Origin of the sequence: Halanaerobium sp. ST460_2HS_T2 (assembly GCF_003337665.1) — a bacterium.
Classification (GTDB): Bacteria; Bacillota; Halanaerobiia; order Halanaerobiales; family Halanaerobiaceae; genus Halanaerobium; species Halanaerobium kushneri.
On sequence record NZ_QPJF01000018.1, the window covers coordinates 1 to 23,477 of the forward strand.

Here is a 23,477-nt window from a genome sequence, read left to right on the forward strand (position 1 = left end):
ATAGGGGTGTTTTTGTATTTTTTATGACTACTTTTTTGAGCTTCTTCCTATGTTTATCAAGGTTTTATTACTAAAACCTAACGCCGAAAGTTGAGTAAATAATATTATAACAAATTTAAATAAAAACTTTAATCTAAAATTAGGAAAATACAATATATTAGTAGAAAATAAAATGGGATTGTTAGTGTAAAATAAAAGTGGGATTTAAGAATTTGAATTTTATCCGTCTGGGATTTATAATTATAGTAATTGAAAGAGGTGGTGACTCAATGTATTTAAATTTTTTATTTTCGCTTGTGGCTTTTACAGTTATTTATTTTATTTTACTCTATTCAACCAGATTTATTTTAAAAGACTTAAGTGAAAAAAGATATAAACAGATCAGAGAAAATCTTAAAATTCCGCTGCTTTACCTATTTTTAAATGTTGCTCTTTTAATCCCATTTTATTACCTTAATCAGAGCAATGAAATTCTTGCTTTTTTAAATCATCTTTTACGAATAACAATTATATTTCTAATTAGCTGGTTTATTATTCGATTGATGCATTTAATCAGGCTTTATCTTGATGACACTCACAAAATTGATGTCAGCAATAATTTAAGAGCCCGCAAAATACATACTCAATACAGAATCTTAGAAAGAGTAATTAAAGTATTGATTATTTTTATTGCAGTTGCTGCTGCTTTAATGACCTTTGATTCGATTAGACAGGTTGGAATCAGCTTATTTGCTTCTGCCGGGGTGGCCAGTATTATTATTGGTTTTTCAGCTCAGAAAATAATTGCCTCAATAATTGCCGGGATTCAGCTTGCTATTGCCCAGCCAATTAGGGTTCAGGATGTAGTAATTGTCAATGGAGAGTGGGGTTGGATTGAAGAAATTAATTTAACCTATGTTGTAGTTAAGGTCTGGGATCGCAGAAGATTGGTTGTTCCCACCACCTATTTTATCGACAATATTTTTCAAAATTGGACTCGTAAATCCTCTTTCATTCTGGGAACAGTTTTTTTATACACAGATTACACAATTTCTGTTGATGCGGTTAGAGAAGAACTGGATCGCCTTTTAGAAGATAATAAACTCTGGGATGGCAAGGTTAAAGTGGTTCAGGTTACAGATGCCAGCGAAAAATCTATGGAATTAAGAATTCTGGTTAGTGCTGATGACTCTCCAACTGCCTGGGAATTAAGAGTCTTTTTGAGAGAAAAACTCATCAAATTTATTCAAGAAAATTATCCAGAAAGTCTGCCCAGAACCAGAGTTGAATTTCCCGAAGATAAATAAAAACCATACACAAATAAATATGTATGGGTACACTTTATTAATAGACACTACATTTATTTCTGGAATAAATAATGGCTAATAAACCACTCATCTCCACCATTGTAGCCAAAAAATTCAGCTGAAGACATGAAAAATAGCCGCCAGTAATTCCACCACTTCTCAGCTGCCTGAGCTCCATAGGTTGATTCTAAAATAGGATAAATAGACTGTTTTTTCTGATCCATAATTGCAAGCCAGGCCTCTAAAGTTTTTTGATAGTGAATACCTGATACTACCCACTGCTTTTCTAAGCTAAGATCACTGCTGAAATAATGGAGCAGATCCTGACTGGGCATTGTACCTCCACTGAAAAAATAACGGGCCATCCAGTCAGTATTTTTGCTGTCCTGATAGGTAAAGGGATAAAATTGATGCGTAAAAATATGAATAAATAGTTTGCCTTTATCAGTTAAAAAGCTGCTTACCTTCTGCATTAACTTCTGATAGTTACGCATATGTTCGAACATCTCTACCGATACTATCCGATCAAATCTGGCATCTGTAGTAAAATTATTGATATCTGCTTTAACTGCCCTTAGATTCTTAATTCTGTTTTTGGCCGCCAGCTGATTAATATAATTTATCTGCAGCTTTGAATTTGACATGGCAATAATCCTAGAATCAGGAAATTTCTTTGCCAGATAAAAAGAAAGTGAGCCCCAGCCGCAGCCAAGTTCTAAAATATTCTGTCCGTTTTCAATTTCTGCTCTTTCTGCTGTCAGTTTGAGCATCTCATCTTCAGCCTGATCAAGCCTCTGCTGCAGATCATCTTCTTTTTTTAACTTTTTATAACTTAAATCATCATTCCAGTAGCAGCAGCTGTACTTTAAATTTCTGCCCAGAATTTTCTCAAAAAACTCTGGTGGAAGTTCATAGTGCTGCTCATTGGCAGCTTCAGTCTGGACAGCAATCGGCTGTGTTTTTAAATTTTCTATAAAACTTTTTAAGTAATTAAAGCGAGCTTCAATTCCAATCTGATTCTGCTTTTTTATTCGCTTTTTAATAACCCTTCTAATTCCTCGCCTCAATAAAAAATCGGGTACTCTTCCTTTTGCCAGAATTTTATCTAAATCCAATTTTATCACCTCAATAAGTGATTTTTAATATTATTAGTAATATTATACAGTATTTTTATTAAAATTATATTAGCTGTAAGTTATTTTCTAATAAAATAAATTAAATTTTTCTTTGTTTTATCGGTCACTATGTCCACCCATTTATTAAGAAGTATTTTCTTTAATTTTATCTAAAAAATCCTGACCGTAGCGCTTAAACTTAACTTCGCCAACACCACTTACTTTAAGCATTTCTGCCTGATTCTGCGGTAGAATCCTGCACATATCCTTTAAGGTGCTGTCGTGGAAAATAATATAGGGAGGAACTCCCTCCTTCTGAGAAATTTCTTTACGCAGCTCTTTTAAGATCATAAAGAGTTCACTTTCCTCACTGACCTGTTTTTGTTCTGCTTCAACTCTTTTTTCCACTTCAAGCTCACCATTCATAATCTGATAAGATTTTTGATTTAATTTTAACAGCGGATATTTAGCTCCTGACTGACTCAAATAATCATCAGCCACCAGCAGATTAATCAGATTTTTAATCTCTTTAATTGTATAATCCGGCATGATTCCATAGGTTGAAAGCTGATCAAAATTTGACTCTAAAATTTTCTGGCTTTTTGAACCGGCCAAAACCTTTGCTGTAACTGTGATTCCCCAGCGCTGATTTAGTCTGTAAACACAGGATAAAATTTTCTGGGCTTCAACGGTTATATCCTTTAAATCACGCTGGTCGTTACAGCTGCTGCAGTTATTACAGCTTTTGGACACCTCTTGATCTCCAAAATATTCTAAAATATAAGCACGAAGACATTTACTGGTATGACAGTAATCAACCATCTGCTGCAGTTTTTTTAAATGTTCTTCTTTTCTTTCCGGGGAAGTTTCTACCTGATCAATTAAAAATTTCTGAATATGTTTATCTCCCGGTGAGTAGAGTAAAATACAATCTGCTGGTTCACCATCGCGACCGGCACGACCAGCTTCCTGATAATAGGATTCCATATTTTTGGGCATATTATAGTGGATTACAAAACGAACATTGGACTTGTCAATCCCCATCCCAAAGGCATTTGTGGCCACCACAATTTTAAGCTTGTCATAAATAAAATCCTCCTGGACTGCTGTCCGCTCCTCTTCGGTCAGACCGGCGTGATACCTGCCGACTTCATAATCCAGCTCAACCAGCAGCTTATAAATTCTGTTGACTTCTTTTCTAGTTGCAGCATATATAATTCCCGGCTGCTCTGAATTAACTTTTAGATAATCCTTCAAAAATTGATCCTTATCAATCCCTTTTCGAAGCTTAAAGCTCAGATTAGATCTATCAAAACCACCTGTATAGATATTGGGGTTTTCCATCTGGAGCTGACTGCTGATATCCTCTCTGACTGTCGGGGTAGCTGTGGCTGTAAAAGCACTCAGAATAGGCCGCGGACTAAGTTTATCAATTACCCGCGAAATATTTAAATAGCTGGGGCGAAAATCATGTCCCCACTGTGATACACAGTGAGCCTCATCAACTGCAATCATCTCGATCTTTATCTGCTGCAGAAGCTGCAAAAAACGAAATGAATTTAATCTCTCTGGAGCAATATAAAGCATTTTATATTCTCCCCTGGAGGCAGCATTAATTCTGGCCTCTAATTCCTGGTTTGAGATCGAGCTGTTGATAAATGCTGCCCTAATTCCCATTTCTTTTAAGGCATCAACCTGATCCTTCATCAGAGAAATCAAAGGAGAAATAACAACTGTAAGCCCTTCAAAAATAAGGGCTGGGATCTGGTAACAGAGTGATTTTCCTGAACCTGTAGGCATCACGGCAACTGTATCTCTGCCTTTAAGAATGTTTTCTATTAATTTCTGCTGACCTTTTCTAAAACTGCTGTAACCGTAATATTTATTTAAAATCTCTTTAATATCTGTATCTTTAGACATAAAAAATCCTTCCTGCAGATTAATTTTTTCCTTTAATCCTGGACAAATATTTCATAGTCCCTGCCAGCAACTTTCAAGCCGGAATAATAATAGTCATTCCAGTAAATAACAGCCGGATTATCCTGAAAAAGTATATAGGCATAACCAAGTTCTTTATTGGTAATAATGGCATCACGGTTAAAATCTCTTTCTTCTCTTTCTATATCATGGTTTGATAAAAAGTTAACCCTGTTTTCCTTGGAAACTCCTTCTAAACTCTGCACCGGAAAAAACGGGTCCATACACATCTCCTTGATGCTGTAATAAAGGGGAAAGTTAAATAAATTTATCTGACTGTGGTCTATAAATTCTTCCAGAATGCGGTCATCACCATGCCAGAATTCACCCACCATAAAGGTGTTATCCCTGAAATGATCAGCGAATTCCTTCGCAAAATCCCAGCGCATATCTTTGAGATTATCCAGCCTGAAGCTGTCAAAACCAATTTCATTTTTCAGCCATTCAGCCCAGTTGATCAGTTCATTTTTCATATAGTGATCATCTGAGTAATAACAGATTGTTTCCCCAAAGCTGTTGCGGCTGCTGCAGCCACCACATTCATGACAGAAGTGCTGATGATTTTTGGGGAATTTTTCTTCTTCAAACCTGGTAAAGGTTTTTTCCTCAAAGTAGGGATTCCATTCTTTATTTCCTCCCACCAGTCATCAAGACAATTCCAATAAAACGCCTGTAAAATAAGCATATATTTTTATCTCCTAATTTTATTAACTTTTATAATTTACTTTTATTTTAAAAATTATTATTTAAATTTAGTGTTAGATTATTATAACATAAATTTCGACATAAAAACAGAAAGACCCGATTAAGAATACTCTCAATCGGGGAATTTAGAAAATTTGACAAAATAGCTTATTTCAGGCTGTTCAGGCTATATTAATTTTATAGTTTTTAAAAATAGCATTCAGCTCTGCCATTTTCTTTTCAGAAGGTGGTTTTACAGCAGCCAGCTTATACTCCAGCCCTAAATTTTCCCACTTATATTTACCTAATTCGTGGTAGGGAAGCAGTTCAATTTTTTTTAAATATTCTTTTGGCTGCAGATATTCTGCAAATTTTTTCATTTTATTTAGATCATCTGTGATTCCAGGTACAATAACCTGTCTGACCCAGTAAGGCTGTTCTTCTTTCTCCAGAAACTCTACTAATTTAAGAGTCTTTTGATTGCTGACTCCGGTTAATTTTTGGTGAACCAGATCATCCATTGTCTTAATATCCAGGAGTACCAGATCCAGATAGGGCAGAAATTTCTTAAATTTTTCCGGGTCCACAAAACCAGATGTATCTATGGCCGTGTGCAGCCCCTCTTCCTTTGCCTTTTTTAAGAGATCAATAGTAAATTCTGGCTGCATTGTCGGCTCACCACCAGAAATTGTGAGGCCACCACCGGAGCGTTCAATATATGGTTTGATCTTTCTTATTTTCTCCATCAGTGCTTCTGTACTAACTTTTTTTCCTTCCTTTAACTTCCAGGTGTCAGGGTTATGGCAGTACTGACAGCGCAGGGGACAGCCCTGAGTAAAAACAACAAAGCGGATTCCCGGTCCATCAACAGTGCCCATACTTTCAGTGGAATGAATATATCCTTCAGCCATTTTAACCTCCTTTGTGGTTGATGGTACCGGGTGCTTGGAAATAATCTCCAAGTAACCGGTACCTATCTACCATTAAATACTTTTATGGAAAGTCCTCGCGATTACTTCCTGCTGCTGTTCAGCTGTCAGCTTAATAAAGTTAACTGCATAACCGGAAACTCGAATAGTGAGCTGTGGATACTCTTCCGGATGTTCAACCGCATCAAGCAGAGTTTCGCGCTTTAAAACATTTACATTTAAGTGATGTGCACCCTGACCAAAATAACCGTCCAGAATCGAAGTTAGATTCTTAACCTGGGCCACCTCAGATTTACCCAGTGCTTTTGGCACTATGGAAAAGGTATTAGAAATACCATCCTGGCAGTACTCATATGGAATTTTAGCCACAGAGTTTAGTGAGGCTAAAGCACCTGAAGTATCTCTGCCGTGCATTGGATTTGCTCCCGGAGCAAAGGCCTCTCCTGCCTCTCTACCATCTGGAGTAGCACCTGTTTTTTTACCATAAACTACATTTGAGGTAATAGTCAGCACTGACATTGAATGAATAGAATCACGATAAAGCTGATGCTGTTTTAATTTATTAATAAAGAGTTTAACTACTTCTACAGCCAGCTCATCAACCCGATCGTCATCATTACCATATTTAGGAAAATCACCGTTAATTTCAAAATCAATGATCATCCCTTCAGCATTTCTAATCGGCTTAACTTCTGCATATTTAATAGCACTTAAAGAGTCAGCAATTATTGAAAGTCCTGCCACTCCAAAGCCCATAATTCGCTGAACTTCTGTATCATGAAGGGCCATCTGAACCGCCTCATAGGCATATTTATCGTGCATATAGTGAATAATATTTAAGGCATCTACATATTTTTCGCTCAACCAGTCGAGGAAGCGGTCAAAGTTTTCCATCACCTGATCATATTCCAAAACCTCACCCTCATAGGGTTTGAATTCTGGTCCTACCTGAGCTCCTGTTTTCTCATCTTTACCACCATTGAGTGAGTAAAGTAAGGTTTTAGGCAGATTACAGCGAGCACCAAAGTACTGAATATCTTTACCCGGTGTCATTGCTGATACACAGCAGGCGATTCCGTAATCATCGGAAAAATTGCGGCGCATCAAATCATCATTTTCATACTGCAATGAGCTTGTATCTTTAGAAACCTTTGTACAGTAGTTTTTAAAACTCTCAGGCAGCTTATCTGACCAGAGAACAGTCAGGTTTGGTTCCGGTGCCGGACCGAGATTATAAAGGGTGTTTAAAATACGGTAGCTGGTCTTAGTAACTAAAGGTCTGGTATCAATTCCGATTCCACCAAGTACAATTGTCACCCAGAGTGGGTCACCACTAAAAAGCTCATTGTAGGCTGGAGTCCTCAGCTGGCGGGCAAGCCTCAGTTTAATCACAAAATCATCAATGATTTCCTGAGCCTCTTTTTCAGTCAGTCTACCAGCTTCAATATCTTGTTCAATGTAAATATCAAAGAATTCTGCCACCCGCCCAAAGGACATTGCAGCACCATTATTTTCCTGAATTGCAGCCAGATAGGCAAGATAGGTCCACTGTACCGCCTCTTCTGCATTTTCAGCCGGACGTGATAGATCACAGCCGTAGGTTTCCCCGAGCCCCTTTAACTTTTTCAGAGCTTTAATCTGATCACTAACCTCTTCCCGCAGACGAATAGTCTCTTCTGTCATCGGACTTTTTAAATTGGCTTTATCCTCTTTTTTGGCTTCAATCAGTCTATCGACTCCGTAAAGAGCTACCCTTCTATAATCACCAATTATTCTACCACGGCCATAAGCATCAGGGAGACCGGTAATTACCCCGGAACGTCTGATCTCTCTAATTTCTGGAGTATAGGCGTCATAAACTCCATCATTGTGGGTCTTTCTATATTTAGTAAAAATCTTATCTATTTCGGGATCTACCTTTTCCCCGTAAGCTTCTGCTGCCTGACGGGCCATTCTGATCCCACCATAGGTGTTTAAGGTTCTCTTTAAGGGTTGATCGGTCTGCAGTCCAACAATTATTTCTTTATCCCGGTCTATATAACCGGCATCATAGGCGTTGATATCTGCAACTATTTCTGTATCAATGGCCAGAACACCATCATTTTCTCTTTCTATTTTTAAAAGTTCGGAACTCTGCCGCCAGAGATCTTCAGTTCTTGAGGTTGGACCCTCTAAAAAATCTGATCCTCCTGTATAAGGAGTATAATTTTGCTGAACAAAATCTCTAACATCAATTTCTTCTTCCCATCTTTGACCCTTTAATTCCAAAGTATCAAAATCCATTAAAAATCCTCCTCTTTTAGTCTTATAATCTTATTGGCTGCTTAAAAGATATTTATGAGTAAGCAAATTTATCCGACCTTCCCAGTAAATTGATTTTCATCTTTTAAGCTGAATTTCATTCTAATCTTAGCAGAAAAAATTACCAACGTCAAATCCTGAGTATTTTACTATGCTTTGTTGTAGGAGCGTAATTGTAAATTAGATTACATTAGCTTTCTTTTAGTCTAAAATCTATATAAAAACAAAAAAATCGCCCCCCGGATAAAGAATTACTCAATATCCAGGCGGGCGATTTACTAAAGATTATATTCCCCTATGGTTAGATCCATATTTATCCGCCAGTCATATAATCCAATTATTTAAATTTAAAACTACATTTTATAGTTTAGCAGATTGTTTTTTGAGTGTCAAATCTAAATTTCTGCTGCAACTCGACAGGGAGCCGCTTCAGCTCTAACTTTAAGGGGAAAAACAAAAATTTTAAATGATTTTAATCCCAGCAGTTTTTCTAAATTACAGAGATTTTCGAGAATAAAAATATCATTTTCAAAAAATTTTTGATGTATTTTAAATGGGCTGTAATCAGGTGATGGCATATCAAAACCCAGCAGTTTTATTTCTTTTGCAATTAAAAAATCAGCAAATTCTTCGGAAATGATAGGATGCTTACTATAATATTGTTTATTTCCGTATTCCTTCTCCAGACCTGTATAAATAATAACAATATCATTTTTTTCTATAACAGATTTATATATATCCTTTAGATTAATAACCTCTTTACTTACAGCATAGATCATTTTCGCCTGACCAGAAATTGAATTAAGAGAAATATCAGCTGCATTACGAACATCTTCCAGCATATGAGCCGGTAAATCAAGATGGGTCCCGGCATGCATTCCAATTTTTAAATTATGATTACAGTAACCATCGCGGACAATTTTCTTATTATTAACTAGCTCAACTTCTATATCTCCTGGATATACAGGCATTCCGTTATAAATTTCATAACTTAAATCAATCAATTCTGACACAATTAACCTCCCTTTTATGCCGTCTTAAATTGGTCAAACTATTTTCTTAAAGTTGCCTTAATCCGGTCCGGATTAAAAATTAGATCAAAAACGTCATTAATCTCTCTACTAATTAATTCTGCTCCCAGGAGTGCAGCCCTGGCAGTACCCTCAGGACCGATAATTGCTATCCCAAGCTCAGCGTTTTTAAGCATCTGAGCATCATTATTGCCATTACCAACAGCTATAACCCGTTTTCTGCCCAGTTTTTCTACAAAATCAGCCTTAAATTTGCTGCCATCATTACCTTCAATTATTACCACTTCTGCCTTTAGATCCCGAAGCAAACTTTCTGCATTTCCAAGTGTATCTGCAGTTAGAATATAAATTTCAAATTCTTCTGACAGCCTGTTGATGCTCTCTTTTACCCCTGCTATTAGTTTACCATCACAGGCTAAAGTTCCATTAAGGTCGAAAACAATTTTTTCTACTTTTAGATTTTTACATCCTGGTATATTGAGATCTAGCATATATTCCTCCTTAGATAATTGAAGTGCGACCCCCACCCGTCTGCAAGTTTTATCTTATTGAGTTAAAATCTTATTCGCCTGACTTTCAAATGTTCTGAGATCATCTTTATTATAAAGTACAAATCTAATTATCTTAATATTTTTTAATTCTGATGTCATTTCTTTGACAGTTCTTATACTTACTTCAGCAGCCTCTTCTGTAGGATAGCCAAAAGCACCCGTAGAAATTGCAGGAAAAGCAATACTTTTAATTCTATTGGCTGCAGCAAGTTTCAAAGAATTTTTATAGCATCTGCCAAGTATATCAGCTTCTGGTTTATCACGACCATAAACAGGACCCAGAGTATGAATTACATACTGATTTGGCAGCTGAAAAGCCTCTGTTATAACTGCTTCTCCTGGATTTATTGGTGCCAGATTTCTGCAGGCTTTTTCGAGTTCGGGCCCAGCCGCTCTGTGAATAGCACCGGCAACTCCTCCTCCAATCTTTAACTGAGCATTTGCTGCATTGACTACAGCCTCAATGTCCTTCTGATCTGTTATATCTCCCTGAATCAGCTCCAGTAAAATTTCCTCAATTTGAAAGTTCATAAAAATCCTCCTTTCAAAATATAATTTAGAAACCTTAACTGTTTTACAATTATTAAAATATTAATAAATCTACAGGCTTCAAAATCTTTATTACCTGTTACTTATATAATTCTTTAACTGTTTATGATTTCCTTTTTAAACAGAACAAAAAGTTTGAATTCTTAATTTAAATTTTCTGATAATTATAAAAATAAATAAATATCATACAGTATCAATTTGCAAGTTAGATTAACTTAATGAGATTATTTTAGAGTATTAGTGCTTTAATAATAGCTAATAGTTTATAAATTTTATTTTTGAGTCTATATATTTTGACACAACTTCTAATCTTTCCTATAATCCATAGTGGAATTAATCTTAAAAGATAAAAAATTACTTTCTCTGGGAGGTAATAGTAAAAATGATTGATGAAAATTTAGCAGACGATATTCAGAAATGGATGCAGGAACAGGTTGAAGCAAGAAATGCTGATGGAGTTGTAGTTGGACTTAGTGGAGGGATCGATTCCTCTGTTGTTGGGGCTCTTGCTAAAAAGGCTTTTGGAGAAAATGTTCTGGGAGTTATGCTACCAGCAAATGGTACAATCACTAAAGATGTAGAATATGCTGAGCTGCTGGCTGATAAGTTTGATATAGAGACTCTTAAGGTAAATATGAAGGAAATTAATAAACCTCTTGAAAATACCTTAAAGAACATAGACATTGAAGAAAATGAACAGAATCACTGGCCTCAGACCAAAATTCCCACTCCAAATCCGGCAGAACAGAATATCCAAACAAGATTAAGAATGATGACTCTCTATTATATTGCTGAGAAAAAGAACTATGTAGTTATGGGAACCAGTAATAAAAGTGAAATTCTAACCGGATATTATACTCTTTATGGTGATGGTGGAACAGATATGAGACCAATTGGTGATTTAAATAAAACTCAAGTCTGGGAACTGGCAGAAGTTTTAGGAATTCCGAAAGAAATTATCAATAGACCCCCTACAGGTGGCTGCCGCGGAGATGAAAGTGATCGTGATGAAAAAGAATTTGGTATCAGTTATGAAAATTTTGATAAAATCTATGAATCAATCAACAATCATGATGATCTCTCCAAATTTGAAGAGGGAGATGTCAAACGGGTTAAAGAATTGATTGATGCTGCCAGGGAAAAAGAAAATGTTCCAACTTTTCAAATTGCTGAGTAATTTTAATACATTTAAAAATAATTTCAAATGACAAATAATCACAAAAACTGACAGGTACACGGCACCTGTCAGTTTTTGTAGCTTTTTATTTTATTTTGTTGAATTTAACGTGTTTTCGACAAAATAACTTATATATCGGGTTGTTCACGGTACCTGTACATACCTGTACATTAGTTTTTAGAATAAATCTTTATATTCTTCATAACCTTCTTCAGCCAGATCTTCAGCTGGAATGAATCTTAAAGCCGCAGAATTAATACAGTATCTCAAACCTGTTGGCCCCGGGCCATCTGCAAATACATGCCCTAGATGAGAATCTGCTTTTTTGGACCTTACTTCTATTCTGGTCATCCAGAGTGAGTTATCTTCAACTTCAACTAGATTATCTTCAACCAGCGGCTTGGTAAAACTGGGCCAACCAGAACCAGATTCAAATTTATCGGTTGAAGAAAAAAGAGGCTCACCTGAAACAACATCTACATAAATACCGGGCTCTTTGTTATCCCAGTACTGATTGTTAAAAGCAGGTTCTGTTGCATTAAGCTGAGTCACCTTATATTGAAGGTCAGTAAGGCGGGCTCTTAATTCCTGATCACTTTCTTCTTCATTAATTATTACATTTTCCGCATCTTCAGTCTTACAGAAAGTTACACATTCAGCTGGATCAATACTATTTTTTTCTAAAAGCCTTTCCTGAAGTTCAGAAGTTAAACCAAGTTCAGCAATATTTTTTATAATATTATCTCGCTCACCATTACCGGTAATATATCCGTTTACTTTCGTTACTGAAGGAGAGTTAATAAACTCTTTCATAGTCATTTGTTCTAAATAATGATCTCTAAAAGCTACCTGCTGTTGAAGTCTAAATTTCTGATGATAATCTTCAGCCAGATAGAATCGATCTAATTTTTTAATCTCAGTTTTTATTTCTTTTCCGCTTTCAGCCTCCAGTTTTTCTTTCATTTCCAGAGCTATTTGCTTCTGTTCTGAATTATGATAAAGAATCAAAGAAGCATACTGTCTGGAATAAGCCTGACTATAGGGGTCATGACTGTTAAAGAAAATCTGGAGCAGTTCTCTGTAAGATATAATCTCCGGATTATAATCAATTTCAATTGTTTCTGTGTGATCACCAATCATCTTATAACTTGGGTTCTCTGTAGTTCCACCGGCATAACCAACTCTTGTTCTAACAACACCTTCGAGAGCACCAAAAGACGCATCAGGTCCCCAGAAACAACCAAGAGCAAATGTAGCAGTTTTAGTATCTACCTGATTCATTTGCTGATCATAGGAAATTTCAGTCTGAGCCAACCCATTCAGCGTCATACCCAAAACACTTAGCAAAATAATGAAAACAACTAATAAATAATTCATCTAATCTACCTCCTGTATATAAAAAGATATAATATCCTGCCCTGCTAATGCTATAATAAGATTAATATTAATAAATTAATAGTAAGTAGATTACTCAAGATTAAATTTAAATTATTTGCCTTCTTAAAAATCCTAAAATAATTTGATTTTAATTAAAAAAATAGTTATGATATAAACAATGTGCATATTATAAATAAGATAAATACATAATAAGGAAGTTGATTAAAAATGAATAAAGCAAAAAGAAAAAAACCAGATTCCAAAATTGCAGTTATCATTCTACTGTCAGTAATTGCCGTTATTTTAATTTCGATTAGAACAGCTTTAGTTCTGGAGACAGCTTTAGTCCTGGGAACAATGACTGCTGCCCTGGCAGGGCTCTATCTTGGTTTAAGCTGGAATGAAATTGAAAATGGAATGATTAATGGAATAAAAAACGCACTCGGAGCCTCATTAATTTTAATAATTATTGGCATGGTAATTGGCAGCTGGATTTTATCAGGTACTATTCAGACTATGGTTTACTATGGGCTGGAACTTTTAAGTCCAGGCATCTTTTTACCGGCCGCCTTTCTTCTGGCAGCCATTACTTCCATTTTAATTGGGAGCTCTTTTGGAACAATTGCTACAATGGGGATTGTACTGCTGGGGGTTGCGGAAGGACTGGGAGTTCCAAAAGCAATTACTGTTGGAGCAATTGTCTCTGGAGCTATGCTGGGAGATAAAATTTCGCCAATGTCCGATTCTACAAATTTAACTGCTGCCATGAGCAGCACAGGACTTTTTGAACATATTAAATCTATGCTTTATGTCTCAGCCCCAGCCGCTCTGATCAGTTTAAGCTTATATGCTTTTCTTGGAACATCCTATCTGGAAAACGGTGCTAATCTGACTAATATTAATCAAATTTTAAACAGTCTGAGCCAAAATTTTAATATTTCTCTCTGGACTTTAATACCACCTGCTCTAATGCTCTTGCTTTCACTATTTAAGGTGCCTGCAATCGCTTCTCTTTCAATTAGCTTTCTTACAGCTTCTCTTTTTGCTATTTTAACTCAGGGGGCAAGCTTTGCAGAAATTTTACATGCAGCTGCCAGTGGTTATCAGGCTGATACTGGAATGGAACTTTTAGACAGCCTTTTAACTCAGGGCGGAATTAATAATATGATGAGTACAGTTGCTATTATTATGGCCGGAACCGCAATGGGAGGAATTTTAGAAAAAGCAAGAATTTTAGAATCAATTTTAGATTCACTGCTTAACTTTATTAAAAAACCAAGGGATTTAATTTTAATTTCTCTCACTTCAGCTTATATTATGCTGCTGGCTACGGGAGAAATGTTTGTTTCCATTGTTATCCCGGGGAGAACTCTAGCTCCAGCCTATCAGGAAATGAAGGTTAATAATAATGTTCTTTCACGTACTCTGGAGACTGCCTCAACTCTCGGTTGTGCTATCCTGCCCTGGGGAGTTGTTTCTGTTTATATTCAGAATGTAATGGATATCGGTTTTAGTTATATACCCTATACTTTCTTATCTTTTCTGGCACCAATTATTGCTGTATTTTATGCCTTTAGCGGTAATTTTATTTTTCAAAGTGAAGAATAATAGTTTAAAAATTTAAAACTGGCTCATTAACTATACTATTTTTGAGCCAGCTTCTTTATTAAAAGTTAATTTATTTTGTTTTAAAAGAGTAGTGAAGCAATTGGATTTTTTTCTGCAGAAGTATATACTTTTTTAGTTTTTAAATTAATGGCACTTAATATTCCACCTTTACCAGCCCCAGTATCCATTAGGATCTTATTTCCTTGAAATTTAACTTCTGCTACTGGAGTATGTCCGGCAACTATTGTTCTTTTCTCTTTAAAATTTTCTGCTTCTGCCTCCAGAAATTTATATCGAATCCAGACTAGATCGTGTTCTGACTGTTCTGTCAATTTTAGATCAGGTCGAATACCGGCATGAACAAATATATAATTCTCATCTGTATATTGATAAGGTAGAGAATCAAAAAATTAGCGGCCTCTTCCAGCTCTGAATAATTGGGAAAACTTCTTTCTGTTGCCCGGCCTCCATTATGATACCAGAGCCCCTTGTTATTTTTATTCAAAACTGCATCAATCATCATTTCTTCATGATTTCCTCTAATGAAAATATTGCTTCCATTATCAAGTTTTTTAATATATCGATAAACCTGGTAGGAATCAGAACCTCTATCTATATAGTCTCCAAGAAATATTAACTTATCCTCTGTCGAGTCATAATTAATTTTATTGATGATTGTTTTTAAAGCTTCTATTTCTCCGTGAATATCACCTATTACATATTCACCCATTTAAGCCACCTCCACTTACTACTTTCTTTTATTATAACACAGCTGTTTAAAATTATTAATCATTTAAAATTAGAAGTTAATCAGGAGCTATTTTTTCCAGCAGTTTTTCCGTTTTTTCATAATGTGAGCCTCTCCAGTAAATTTTGTCACATTTACTGCAGTATCTAAAGTCATTATAATATTTCTTTGTTTTTGGCTCCAGTCTTTCGACTATTTTCTTTTTATCAACTTTTTTTAATTCACCATTACAGTTAACACAGCGACTTTCTCCTTGATAATAATTAGATAAACTGTATCGATCAAATACCTCTTTTAGCTGTTTTTGGGGGTCATCATCCCGGATAAAACTGGCCCACTTGACTCTTTTTCTCATTAAAAGGCCGAGATCTCTGCTTAAAATAATTCTTTTTTCTTTAATTGAAATTTCTACAATCTGTCGATCCAGATAGTCATTTCTATATGCAGTATCAAAACCAAAACGCCTCAGATAGCGAGCAAGTCTACCTAAATGAACATCTAAAATAAATTTTGGTTTAGCAGGAGGATATTCAGGCTGCAGAGATTTTTCAGGAGAGAGATCGAAGTTATATAGATAAGGAAAGATTGAAAATGTATCATCCGGCTGAACCAGATAGGAAAAATCAACCGCTTCACCATTTTTTAAAATCAGGGCCACTTCCGGATGGGGTACACCAATACTTTCGATTCTATCTTTAATTGTCTGCCGGCCGCGGTAGTTATGAAGATAATAATGCTCATCTATAAGTTCAAGATTCTTGCTCTGATCTACACTAATAAAATCATTTAAATATCCATAAAATCTTAATTTGATTGTTTTCATTTAAAACACTTCCTTAAGAGCAGTTAATCACTCCCAGATCTCTTTTCTCTCTAAATCCAGATTCAGCCTCTTTTTTATTTTTTTCTTATTATGATACATTTTTCGATCAGCAGCATTAATCATCTCTTCCAGAGTATCATATTTATGACTTTCATATATATGACCAAAAGCAATGCTGAAAAATTTTTCTGGATGTCTTTTAACCTTTGTCTTAATTCTTTTTATAATTCTTTTACAGTCGTTTTTATAAGTATCCGGTAAAATAATGGCAAATTCGTCTCCACCAATTCTGCAGATAATATCCTTCTGCCTCAGCTCAGATTTTAAAAGCCCGGCAGCAGATTTGATATACTGATCTCCTTTTTTATGACCGTGATTATCATTAATTACCTTCAGATTATTAATATCAGCTATAATCACAGAGAGATTATGCTTTGCAGGATTATTTAAATCTTCAAGCTTGTTTTCAAAATATCTTCGGTTGTAGAGACCTGTCATTTCATCGTGAAAACTTAAGTATCTAATTTTTTTGTTCTGTTTTTTGAAAGTTTGAATCTGTTTACCACTTGATATAACCCCAAAAAGGACCTGAAAAAGAATAAAAAATTTAATAACTGTATAATATTCTAAAAACAAAAATATTACATATAATAATATCTGTAAGAGCCAGATTAAAAGATTCTTTAGGTCATCTGTATTTTTTAAGAAATTATCATAGATAATGAAAAAAATCAAAAAGTAAGAAAACGCAAATAGATAATCTATTCTATCATTAATACCCCCAGCATTAAATTTTGAAATTAATATTAGAACAATCATAAATAAAAAAAGATAAGTTAAGATGTTAATTATTTGATTTTTATTTGTTTTCAAGTCCATAACTCCTCACCCTTAAATCATTATAGTGATAAACCTTATTAAATAGTTCAAGATTAAATTACAAAACCCTTTTTATTTTGCCTAAGTAAAGATTTTTTTATATAATGATTTTAGAATAAATAACTTAAGTTTAAATAACTTATAAAGGGGCGATCAAAAATGGATGTAAATAAAGAAGAAATCCTGGAAGAATTACGCTCTGTTTTTTTAAATAAAACTTTTGATGCACTGTTGCCACCTCTGGTTTATGCTGTCAGCAACTCTATTTTTGGACTGCTGCCGGCAGTTATTTTGGCTGTAACTACAGCTTTATTTAATTTTACAAGAAGGCTCATCAAAAAAGAAAACTGGAAGTATTCTCTGGGAGGTCTTGTGGGGGTTATTTTTGCTTCTTCCCTGGCCTATCTGAGCAATAATGCCAGCAGTTATTTTATACCTGCCCTTACTTCTTCAAGCCTATTTTTGCTGACTGCTCTGATTACCCTTTTGGTCGGAAAACCCCTTGCAGCCTGGGCGAGTCATCTGAGTCGGGGCTGGCCTTTAGCTTGGTTCTGGCGGGATGATGTTAAACCTGCCTACAGAGAGGTCACAATTTTCTGGGCAATTTATTTTGGACTGAGGCTTACAATTCAGCTCAATCTATTTTTTAGTGAAGCTGTGCTCAACCTGGCCTGGGTTAATATTATACTTGGCTGGCCTGCGATTTCAGTGGTTTTAATAATCAGCTACATCTATGGAGTCTGGCGCCTGAATAATCTTGGGGGACCGGGAGTTGATGAATTTAAAAAAGAAAAAGAACCACCCTGGGATGGCCAGAAAAGGGGATTTTAATAGTTGCATACTTTTATCTTAAATCAAAAAGGTCACGCAGCTGCAAATTTTTTGCAGGCGTGACCTTTTAATATCTTAATTGGTGAATCTCTCTTTAATAAAATCAGTGTAATTAATTTCCAAGCTCCACTGATCTGAGTTAATATTTTTGAGTTCAATCAGCTTGAAATCTTTGATCTCCTCTTTTTCTCTTTTCATTTCTGCCCTGTGATGTCCTTTTGTTAAAGCAGCCTGAGAAAAGTTAAAGCTCATCTTTTCTAAATCACCTTTAAAAATCAGGAGCTGATCTGTATCTGCATTCTTAATTCTGCTTGAGCCGCAGCTGTAGAGCATTTCAATTAAAGTTTTCATTTGCGAGCTCGAAAGCACAGCTTCAAAACGCTCTAAGAATTCTGCTCCTATATTATCGGCAGCAGCTTTTTCTATACTTTGAGCAAGCTCAGTTTTAACTACTGTTTCCAGCTTAAAGTTTTTGAGCATTCTTTTGATTTTATCTACTCGTAAATCTTTTTTATCTATTAATTCATTGTTATTTTTTATTTTAATCTGATAACTTTTTTCTGGATCATAATCAAATTCAAGCTTTAAAGTTCCTACTTTTTGATCATAACTACTTTTGAAGTCAATTTTTTTGCCATCAGATTTTATCTCAACTTTAGGACTTCTAAGATTTCTAAAATTAAGCTGCAGACAGCGGTCTCTCGGAATAACTTCTGCCTCACCCTGAAGTTGCTCAATCTCAAAAATTAGCAGATCCTGCTGCCAGCTATTTTTGAAAGTGGTTTTGGCTGTTTTTAGCTCAGATTCTGCTGCCGCTCCATTATCTTCATAGAGTTCAAACTGATTATCTGCCCCTGGAAAAATCTGTACTTCAAGAATTTCAGGATTGGAAGTATTACCAAAATCAGTCTGAGCAGCCAGCGCAATAATCGCTCCGGCTTTTGCAAATAGTGGAAAATCTGAGAGTTCTCCATAGATCTGATACCAGCTATCACCTTCGTAATATTCACCGCTGAAGAAATCAAACCATTCTCCTTCAGGTAGCCAGACTGTCTGCTGACTTAGATTGGTCATTTCATTAGCCGGTTTTAAAAATGGAGCTGCAATCAGTTCACTGCCAAAGTAGTACTGATCTGGAAGTGAATATGCCGGCTCAGACTTTTCCTGATAGTACATTGGTCTGATTAGAGAAAGAGCAGTTTCTTTTGCCCTGTAGCTATGGGTATAAAGATAGGGAATCAGCTGATGTCTGAGCTGCATATATTTCTTTGCAATCTCAAAGACCTCAGCCCCGTGGCCCCAGGGTCTCCGGTCAAGATAAGGGTCTTTGGTGGAATGAAGTCTCATTATCGGGCTGAAAACTCCAAACTGCAGCCAGCGGGTATATAATTCAGGATCTTCAGTTCCCATACAGTGACCGCCGATATCATGACTCCACCAGCCATAAAGCACATTGGAAGCAGTGGCAGTGAAGTACGGTTGAAATTTAAGCGAATCCCAGCTGACTACTGTGTCTCCAGAAAATCCGATTGGATAGCGATGACTCCCCAGACCACCCCAGCGAGAAAAAATAAAATTGCGCTTGTTAAGATTTCGGGCCAGATCGTAATAATGAAGATGATTTAGACCCCAGAGTGGATCAACCCCTTCCAGACCACTGTCTTTCCCCTGCTGCCAGTCCAGCCACCAGAAATCAATTCCCTCTTCATCTTCCAGCGGATTATGAAGAAATTTAAAATAGCCATTGATAAAATCAAGATCACTCAAGTCAAATTTAATTCCCTCTTCACTTTTGGGGTCAAGCTGCATAAATTCTGCAAATTGTTGATACTGCTCTTCATGGGGATGAACTCCATCAGCAGGGTGAAGATTAAGGGCAGTTTTTAGGCCTCTATTATGCAGCCAATGAATAAATTCCTTTGGTTTTGGAAAAAATTCTCGATTCCAGCTGTAGCCTGTCCAGCCACTTGTATATTTATTTTCGACCTGATGCCAGTCCATATCAATAATACAGACTGAAAGTGGAATTTCCTTTTCTTCAAACTCCAGCATCAATTCTTTTAGTTCCTGAGCAGAATACTCCCAGTACCGACTCCACCAGTTACCTAAAGCCCAGCGAGGAAGTAGGGGAATATCTCCGGTAAGTTTAGAAAAATCATTCAATATTTTCTGATAGTCATCTCCATAGGCCAGAAAATATAAATCCTGATATTCATCTCCTTTATTACGAGCCTCCAGCCAACCAGTGTCATTAAAAACCAAACTTGCTGTATCATCAATTAGAGTCCAGCCTGATTTTGAAAGCAGCCCCTCTTCTAATTCAACTGCCCCCTCAATTCCATCCAGAGTTCTGTAAGTTCCCTTAAGATTCTGATCATCTTTCTTTCCATAAAACCAGTTTTCATTATTTGCTTTAATATCTATCTTTAAATTATCTTGAGATAATTCTTTACTATCTTTTTGATATTTCAATTTTAAATTTCTGGTTTCTACTAATAACTCCTGTTCATCCTGCTGATAAGAAAAATCAGGTAATTTAAGTTTCCTTTGCCAGATAAGCTGTGTTGGACGGCTGTCAAATTCTTTTTGCGGGTCAAACTCCAGCCGCAAAATTTGATCGGTTAAAACAGTAATTTTTAAATTGTCAGCTATAACGACAGCTTCTTTTGAAGCTTTAGAATTAAAATCAATCTGAAAATGATCGGCAAGTTTCATAATATATATTTCAGCTCCCATTAGTTTTTTCATTTATTATTTTTTTCAATTACTTTTTCATTATAACACCCACTGATATATCAAACAAATTTATTCTAAACTAAATATTTCAAAGTTGTTTTTTTAGCTATTATTTTATTTTGAATACAAAAACCCCTCACCTGTCCAAAATGAGGGGTTTTTGCCTATTGTTGCTGTATAGTATTTTAATCAACTGAATTCAGCCCCGTAATCTGGAAAACCATCCAGATATTCGGTTACCTTCTACTCAGCTAATTTAAAATCATTTTCTACCAGTTCAAGAAGCGAACTGACTGCTTCTTCCTCATCACTGCCATCTGCCTGAATGGTAATTTTATCATTCTGAGTTGCACCCATAGTCATAATCGAGATTATACTTTTAGGATTATATTCTTTTGCCTGATTTTCATTTTTAAAGAGTACAATATCTGCCTTAAATTTACTGGCCAGTTTCGAAAAAACTCCTGCCGGTCTGGCGTGAAAACCTTCTTCATGTTCTAAAATGAATTCTGCTTTTTTCATAATAATTCACTCCTGTTAATTTTATACTATAAATATTTGATCATCTTTTGCTTATTTTGTAAAATTTTCAAGCAAATATTTTTCTGCTTCAGCTGACCAGAGTCCATTATTTTTTGCAATAATTTCTGCCAGATCAGCATATCTGGGATCTTCTTCTCCCTTTTTAGTAAAATCATCTAAAGCTGTCAATTCCATATCAATTGATGTATAAATTAATTTTTTCCCGCCCGGAATTCCTGGTAAATTTTGAATGGTATCAGCTGCACTGTCCAGACCACCAATATGAGTAATCATTGTAGCTGGATTTAATTTACCCTCTGCTGACATTTTAAGAGATTCTCGCATATCATCATCATTACCACCAGTTGACCCCATAATATGTGTTGGGGAATAATGAATATTGTACAAATTAAATTCTGCAGATAGTTCCTTATCACTGGGGCCGGCAAAAAAGTTCATGCAGCCGTCCTTACCGAGTATTTGATCTCCCTGTTCTGCCAGTTCTCTTACCGGTGCATAAACAAAAACATCATCATATCCTTCACCACCAACCAGATCATTTAATTCTTTTGGCACATCTTCCATTTCAGCCGTATTGACAAAGTGAAGTTCAACCCCCTGCTTTTTTGCCTCTTCCTGAGTAAATAAGGAAGCTGCTCTGTCTAAACGCTCCTGATTAATGTCAGTTACAACCACTACTGAAGGTCTGCGTTCTGCATGTAGAGCATAATCAACTGCTCCTAATCCCATTGGTCCTGCAGCTCCCAGTAAAGCAAGCTTTCCACCTTCTACAATTCCCATTTTGTGAATATAATTGTTGCTTTCTGTATGATAAACAGCGTGATAACCACCTAAAATACAGGACATTGGTTCTGAAAGTGAAGCTTCGTAAAAACCTTCTCCCTCATATTTTAAAAGATATCCCAGTTCCATAACTTCCTGGGGAATAATTGTATATTCAGTATTTCCGCCAAAGTATTTATAAGAATATCCCGGAGCATAGGGACTTCCTTTATAATTTAGAGCGGGCTGCACAGCAAATTTATCCCCTGGTTTAAACTGTTCCTGCCACTTTTTACCAACTTTAATGATCTCACCGGCAAATTCGTGACCGGTTATTGTTGGATTTTCAGCTACATCGTCAGGTACACGCTTATGACGAGCTCCCTGAATTACAGCTTTATACGTTGACATACAGATACTGTTGGAGACTATTCGAGCTAAAATCTCATCGTCTTTAATTTCTGGAAGTTCAAATTCTTCCATTCTAAGATCATTTTCACCATATATTCGAACTGCTCTTGTTTTCATTACTTTAATCACCCTTCTTATTTATAATTATTAATATCATCTTCAAAAATTTTAAAATTTTTTGGACCGACTTTCAAAAAAACTGATACTTTAAATTTCAGTGATTCTAATTAATTTTTTGAGCCTTTTTAAATCCTTTAGGCTTCCCATTTCTGTACCATCTCTTAACAGTGTTGCACTGCTGGCAGCGGCTGCAAATTTAATCATTTCCCTTAAATTAAGGTTATTTTCCAGAGCATAGGCCAGTCCACCGACCATCGCATCTCCAGCTCCAACTGTGCTTTTTACATTTAACTTTAATGGATCAATTTTATATTTCCCCTGCTCTGTAATAAATACTGCCCCATTTTCGCCCAGAGAAAGCATAATCATTTTAATACCATTATCTAAGAGACTTTCTGCTTTTCTAATCATCATCTTTAGATCCTTAAAGTCTTTTTTAAAATAAAGTTCCAGCTCATGTTCATTGGGTTTAATTAATGTGGGTGCTGCTTCTATACCTGCTTCAAATAGTGGTCCATCTGCATCCAGTATAGTTTTAATTTTTCTATTTTTAGCTTCTTTAATGAGTTCAAAATAAATATCATTATCAACTCCAGCTGGAACACTACCTGCTAAAACTAATATATCATCTGTTTTTAAATTAGTAAAAAGTTTTGTCTTTAATTCTTCAATTTGTCTGAAAGAAATTGGAGAACCTGATTCATTAAGATCAGTAAATGTGTTATTAACTGGATCTACTATTTTAGTATTTGTTCTAGTTTCCCTACTAGTTTTAATAAATTCTGTTTTTATACCTAAGCTTTTAATTTCATTTATAATAAAATTTCCGGCTGCTCCACCTAAAAGACCGGCAGCTGTGCTCTGCTGACCTAAGTTTTTAAGCATTTTCGAAACATTAATCCCCTTACCTCCAGCATCTTTGTGTACTTTTTTGATGCGGTTTAAATTATTAATTCTAAAACTTTCTATAATTATGGTTTTATCTAAAGCTGGATTTAAAGTTAGTGTTTTGATCATTATTATCAATCCCTATTAATTA

Annotated in this window: 21 protein-coding genes and 1 riboswitch; of the genes, 4 read left to right on the forward strand and 17 right to left on the reverse strand. The window is 35.6% G+C overall.

Annotated elements, in window-relative coordinates; translation table 11 throughout:
* Positions 1-269 precede the first annotated feature (269 nt).
* Positions 270-1,286: a mechanosensitive ion channel family protein gene (locus tag DFR80_RS09525; protein WP_076546172.1), complete on the forward strand. Its 1,017-nt coding sequence runs from the start codon at positions 270-272 to the stop codon at positions 1,284-1,286.
* 53 nt (positions 1,287-1,339) lie between these two features.
* On the opposite strand, the gene DFR80_RS09530 is transcribed toward DFR80_RS09525, so the two are convergent.
* From DFR80_RS09530 to DFR80_RS09565, 8 genes are all read right to left on the reverse strand, one after another.
* A complete protein-coding gene (locus tag DFR80_RS09530) occupies positions 1,340-2,410 on the reverse strand; it encodes a cyclopropane-fatty-acyl-phospholipid synthase family protein (RefSeq protein ID WP_369862720.1) in 1,071 nt (356 codons plus the stop codon).
* A gap of 135 nt (positions 2,411-2,545) precedes the next feature.
* Positions 2,546-4,321, reverse strand: a complete 1,776-nt coding sequence (recQ, locus tag DFR80_RS09535) for a DNA helicase RecQ (RefSeq protein WP_114489863.1) — start codon at positions 4,319-4,321, stop codon at positions 2,546-2,548.
* Between the two features lie 32 nt (positions 4,322-4,353).
* Positions 4,354-5,019: a hypothetical protein gene (locus DFR80_RS09540; RefSeq protein ID WP_199505801.1), complete on the reverse strand. Its 666-nt coding sequence runs from the start codon at positions 5,017-5,019 to the stop codon at positions 4,354-4,356.
* Positions 5,020-5,244: 225 nt separating this feature from the next.
* Positions 5,245-5,973 carry a pyruvate formate-lyase-activating protein gene (gene pflA, locus DFR80_RS09545; RefSeq protein WP_076545172.1) on the reverse strand — a complete coding sequence of 243 codons (729 nt, stop codon included), beginning with the start codon at positions 5,971-5,973 and terminating at the stop codon, positions 5,245-5,247.
* A 72-nt stretch (positions 5,974-6,045) separates the two neighbouring features.
* Positions 6,046-8,274 carry a formate C-acetyltransferase gene (gene pflB, locus DFR80_RS09550; RefSeq protein WP_114489864.1) on the reverse strand — a complete coding sequence of 743 codons (2,229 nt, stop codon included), beginning with the start codon at positions 8,272-8,274 and terminating at the stop codon, positions 6,046-6,048.
* A gap of 271 nt (positions 8,275-8,545) precedes the next feature.
* Positions 8,546-8,630: riboswitch (ZMP/ZTP riboswitch) on the reverse strand.
* A gap of 57 nt (positions 8,631-8,687) precedes the next feature.
* Entirely contained in the window at positions 8,688-9,305 is a 618-nt protein-coding gene (locus DFR80_RS09555) for a cyclase family protein (protein WP_076545175.1), read from the reverse strand.
* Between the two features lie 38 nt (positions 9,306-9,343).
* Positions 9,344-9,850: an HAD hydrolase family protein gene (locus DFR80_RS09560; RefSeq protein WP_327077772.1), complete on the reverse strand. Its 507-nt coding sequence runs from the start codon at positions 9,848-9,850 to the stop codon at positions 9,344-9,346.
* An 18-nt stretch (positions 9,851-9,868) separates the two neighbouring features.
* Complete coding sequence (locus DFR80_RS09565; RefSeq protein ID WP_114489865.1) at positions 9,869-10,405, reverse strand: macro domain-containing protein; 537 nt, start codon at positions 10,403-10,405, stop codon at positions 9,869-9,871.
* A gap of 400 nt (positions 10,406-10,805) precedes the next feature.
* Between DFR80_RS09565 and nadE the strand changes: the two genes are divergently transcribed.
* The gene (gene nadE, locus DFR80_RS09570) at positions 10,806-11,600 is read left to right on the forward strand and encodes an NAD(+) synthase (RefSeq protein WP_076545180.1); all 795 of its coding nucleotides are present in this window, start codon (positions 10,806-10,808) and stop codon (positions 11,598-11,600) included.
* A 177-nt stretch (positions 11,601-11,777) separates the two neighbouring features.
* On the opposite strand, the gene msrB is transcribed toward nadE, so the two are convergent.
* Positions 11,778-12,977, reverse strand: coding sequence for a peptide-methionine (R)-S-oxide reductase MsrB (gene msrB, locus DFR80_RS09575; protein WP_114489866.1), 1,200 nt, complete (start codon positions 12,975-12,977; stop codon positions 11,778-11,780).
* Positions 12,978-13,205: 228 nt separating this feature from the next.
* On the opposite strand from msrB, the gene nhaC reads away from it, so the two are divergent.
* Positions 13,206-14,585, forward strand: coding sequence for a Na+/H+ antiporter NhaC (gene nhaC / locus DFR80_RS09580; protein ID WP_114489867.1), 1,380 nt, complete (start codon positions 13,206-13,208; stop codon positions 14,583-14,585).
* Positions 14,586-14,665: 80 nt separating this feature from the next.
* On the opposite strand, the gene DFR80_RS09585 is transcribed toward nhaC, so the two are convergent.
* From DFR80_RS09585 to DFR80_RS09600, 4 genes are all read right to left on the reverse strand, one after another.
* Positions 14,666-14,917 (reverse strand): hypothetical protein, encoded by a 252-nt coding sequence (locus DFR80_RS09585; protein WP_114489868.1) that lies wholly within the window; start codon positions 14,915-14,917, stop codon positions 14,666-14,668.
* A 2-nt stretch (positions 14,918-14,919) separates the two neighbouring features.
* Positions 14,920-15,315 carry a metallophosphoesterase gene (locus DFR80_RS09590; RefSeq protein ID WP_114489869.1) on the reverse strand — a complete coding sequence of 132 codons (396 nt, stop codon included), beginning with the start codon at positions 15,313-15,315 and terminating at the stop codon, positions 14,920-14,922.
* 76 nt (positions 15,316-15,391) lie between these two features.
* Positions 15,392-16,156: a Mut7-C RNAse domain-containing protein gene (locus DFR80_RS09595; RefSeq protein WP_114489870.1), complete on the reverse strand. Its 765-nt coding sequence runs from the start codon at positions 16,154-16,156 to the stop codon at positions 15,392-15,394.
* Positions 16,157-16,183: 27 nt separating this feature from the next.
* Positions 16,184-17,035 (reverse strand): GGDEF domain-containing protein, encoded by an 852-nt coding sequence (locus tag DFR80_RS09600; protein ID WP_114489871.1) that lies wholly within the window; start codon positions 17,033-17,035, stop codon positions 16,184-16,186.
* Between the two features lie 159 nt (positions 17,036-17,194).
* On the opposite strand from DFR80_RS09600, the gene DFR80_RS09605 reads away from it, so the two are divergent.
* Positions 17,195-17,866, forward strand: a complete 672-nt coding sequence (locus DFR80_RS09605; RefSeq protein WP_114489872.1) for a DUF3159 domain-containing protein — start codon at positions 17,195-17,197, stop codon at positions 17,864-17,866.
* Between the two features lie 75 nt (positions 17,867-17,941).
* Here the strand turns inward: DFR80_RS09605 and DFR80_RS09610 are convergent, their stop codons facing one another.
* The 4 genes from DFR80_RS09610 to pfkB form a co-directional block, all read right to left on the reverse strand.
* A complete protein-coding gene (locus tag DFR80_RS09610; RefSeq protein ID WP_114489873.1) occupies positions 17,942-20,614 on the reverse strand; it encodes a glycoside hydrolase family 31 protein in 2,673 nt (890 codons plus the stop codon).
* A gap of 231 nt (positions 20,615-20,845) precedes the next feature.
* Positions 20,846-21,124, reverse strand: coding sequence for an HPr family phosphocarrier protein (locus DFR80_RS09615; RefSeq protein ID WP_076545190.1), 279 nt, complete (start codon positions 21,122-21,124; stop codon positions 20,846-20,848).
* Positions 21,125-21,175: 51 nt separating this feature from the next.
* On the reverse strand, positions 21,176-22,435 hold the full coding sequence (locus tag DFR80_RS09620; protein ID WP_076545191.1) for a zinc-binding dehydrogenase: 1,260 nt from the start codon (positions 22,433-22,435) through the stop codon (positions 21,176-21,178).
* 90 nt (positions 22,436-22,525) lie between these two features.
* Positions 22,526-23,455, reverse strand: a complete 930-nt coding sequence (pfkB, locus tag DFR80_RS09625) for a 1-phosphofructokinase (protein WP_076545192.1) — start codon at positions 23,453-23,455, stop codon at positions 22,526-22,528.
* Positions 23,456-23,477 lie beyond the last annotated feature (22 nt).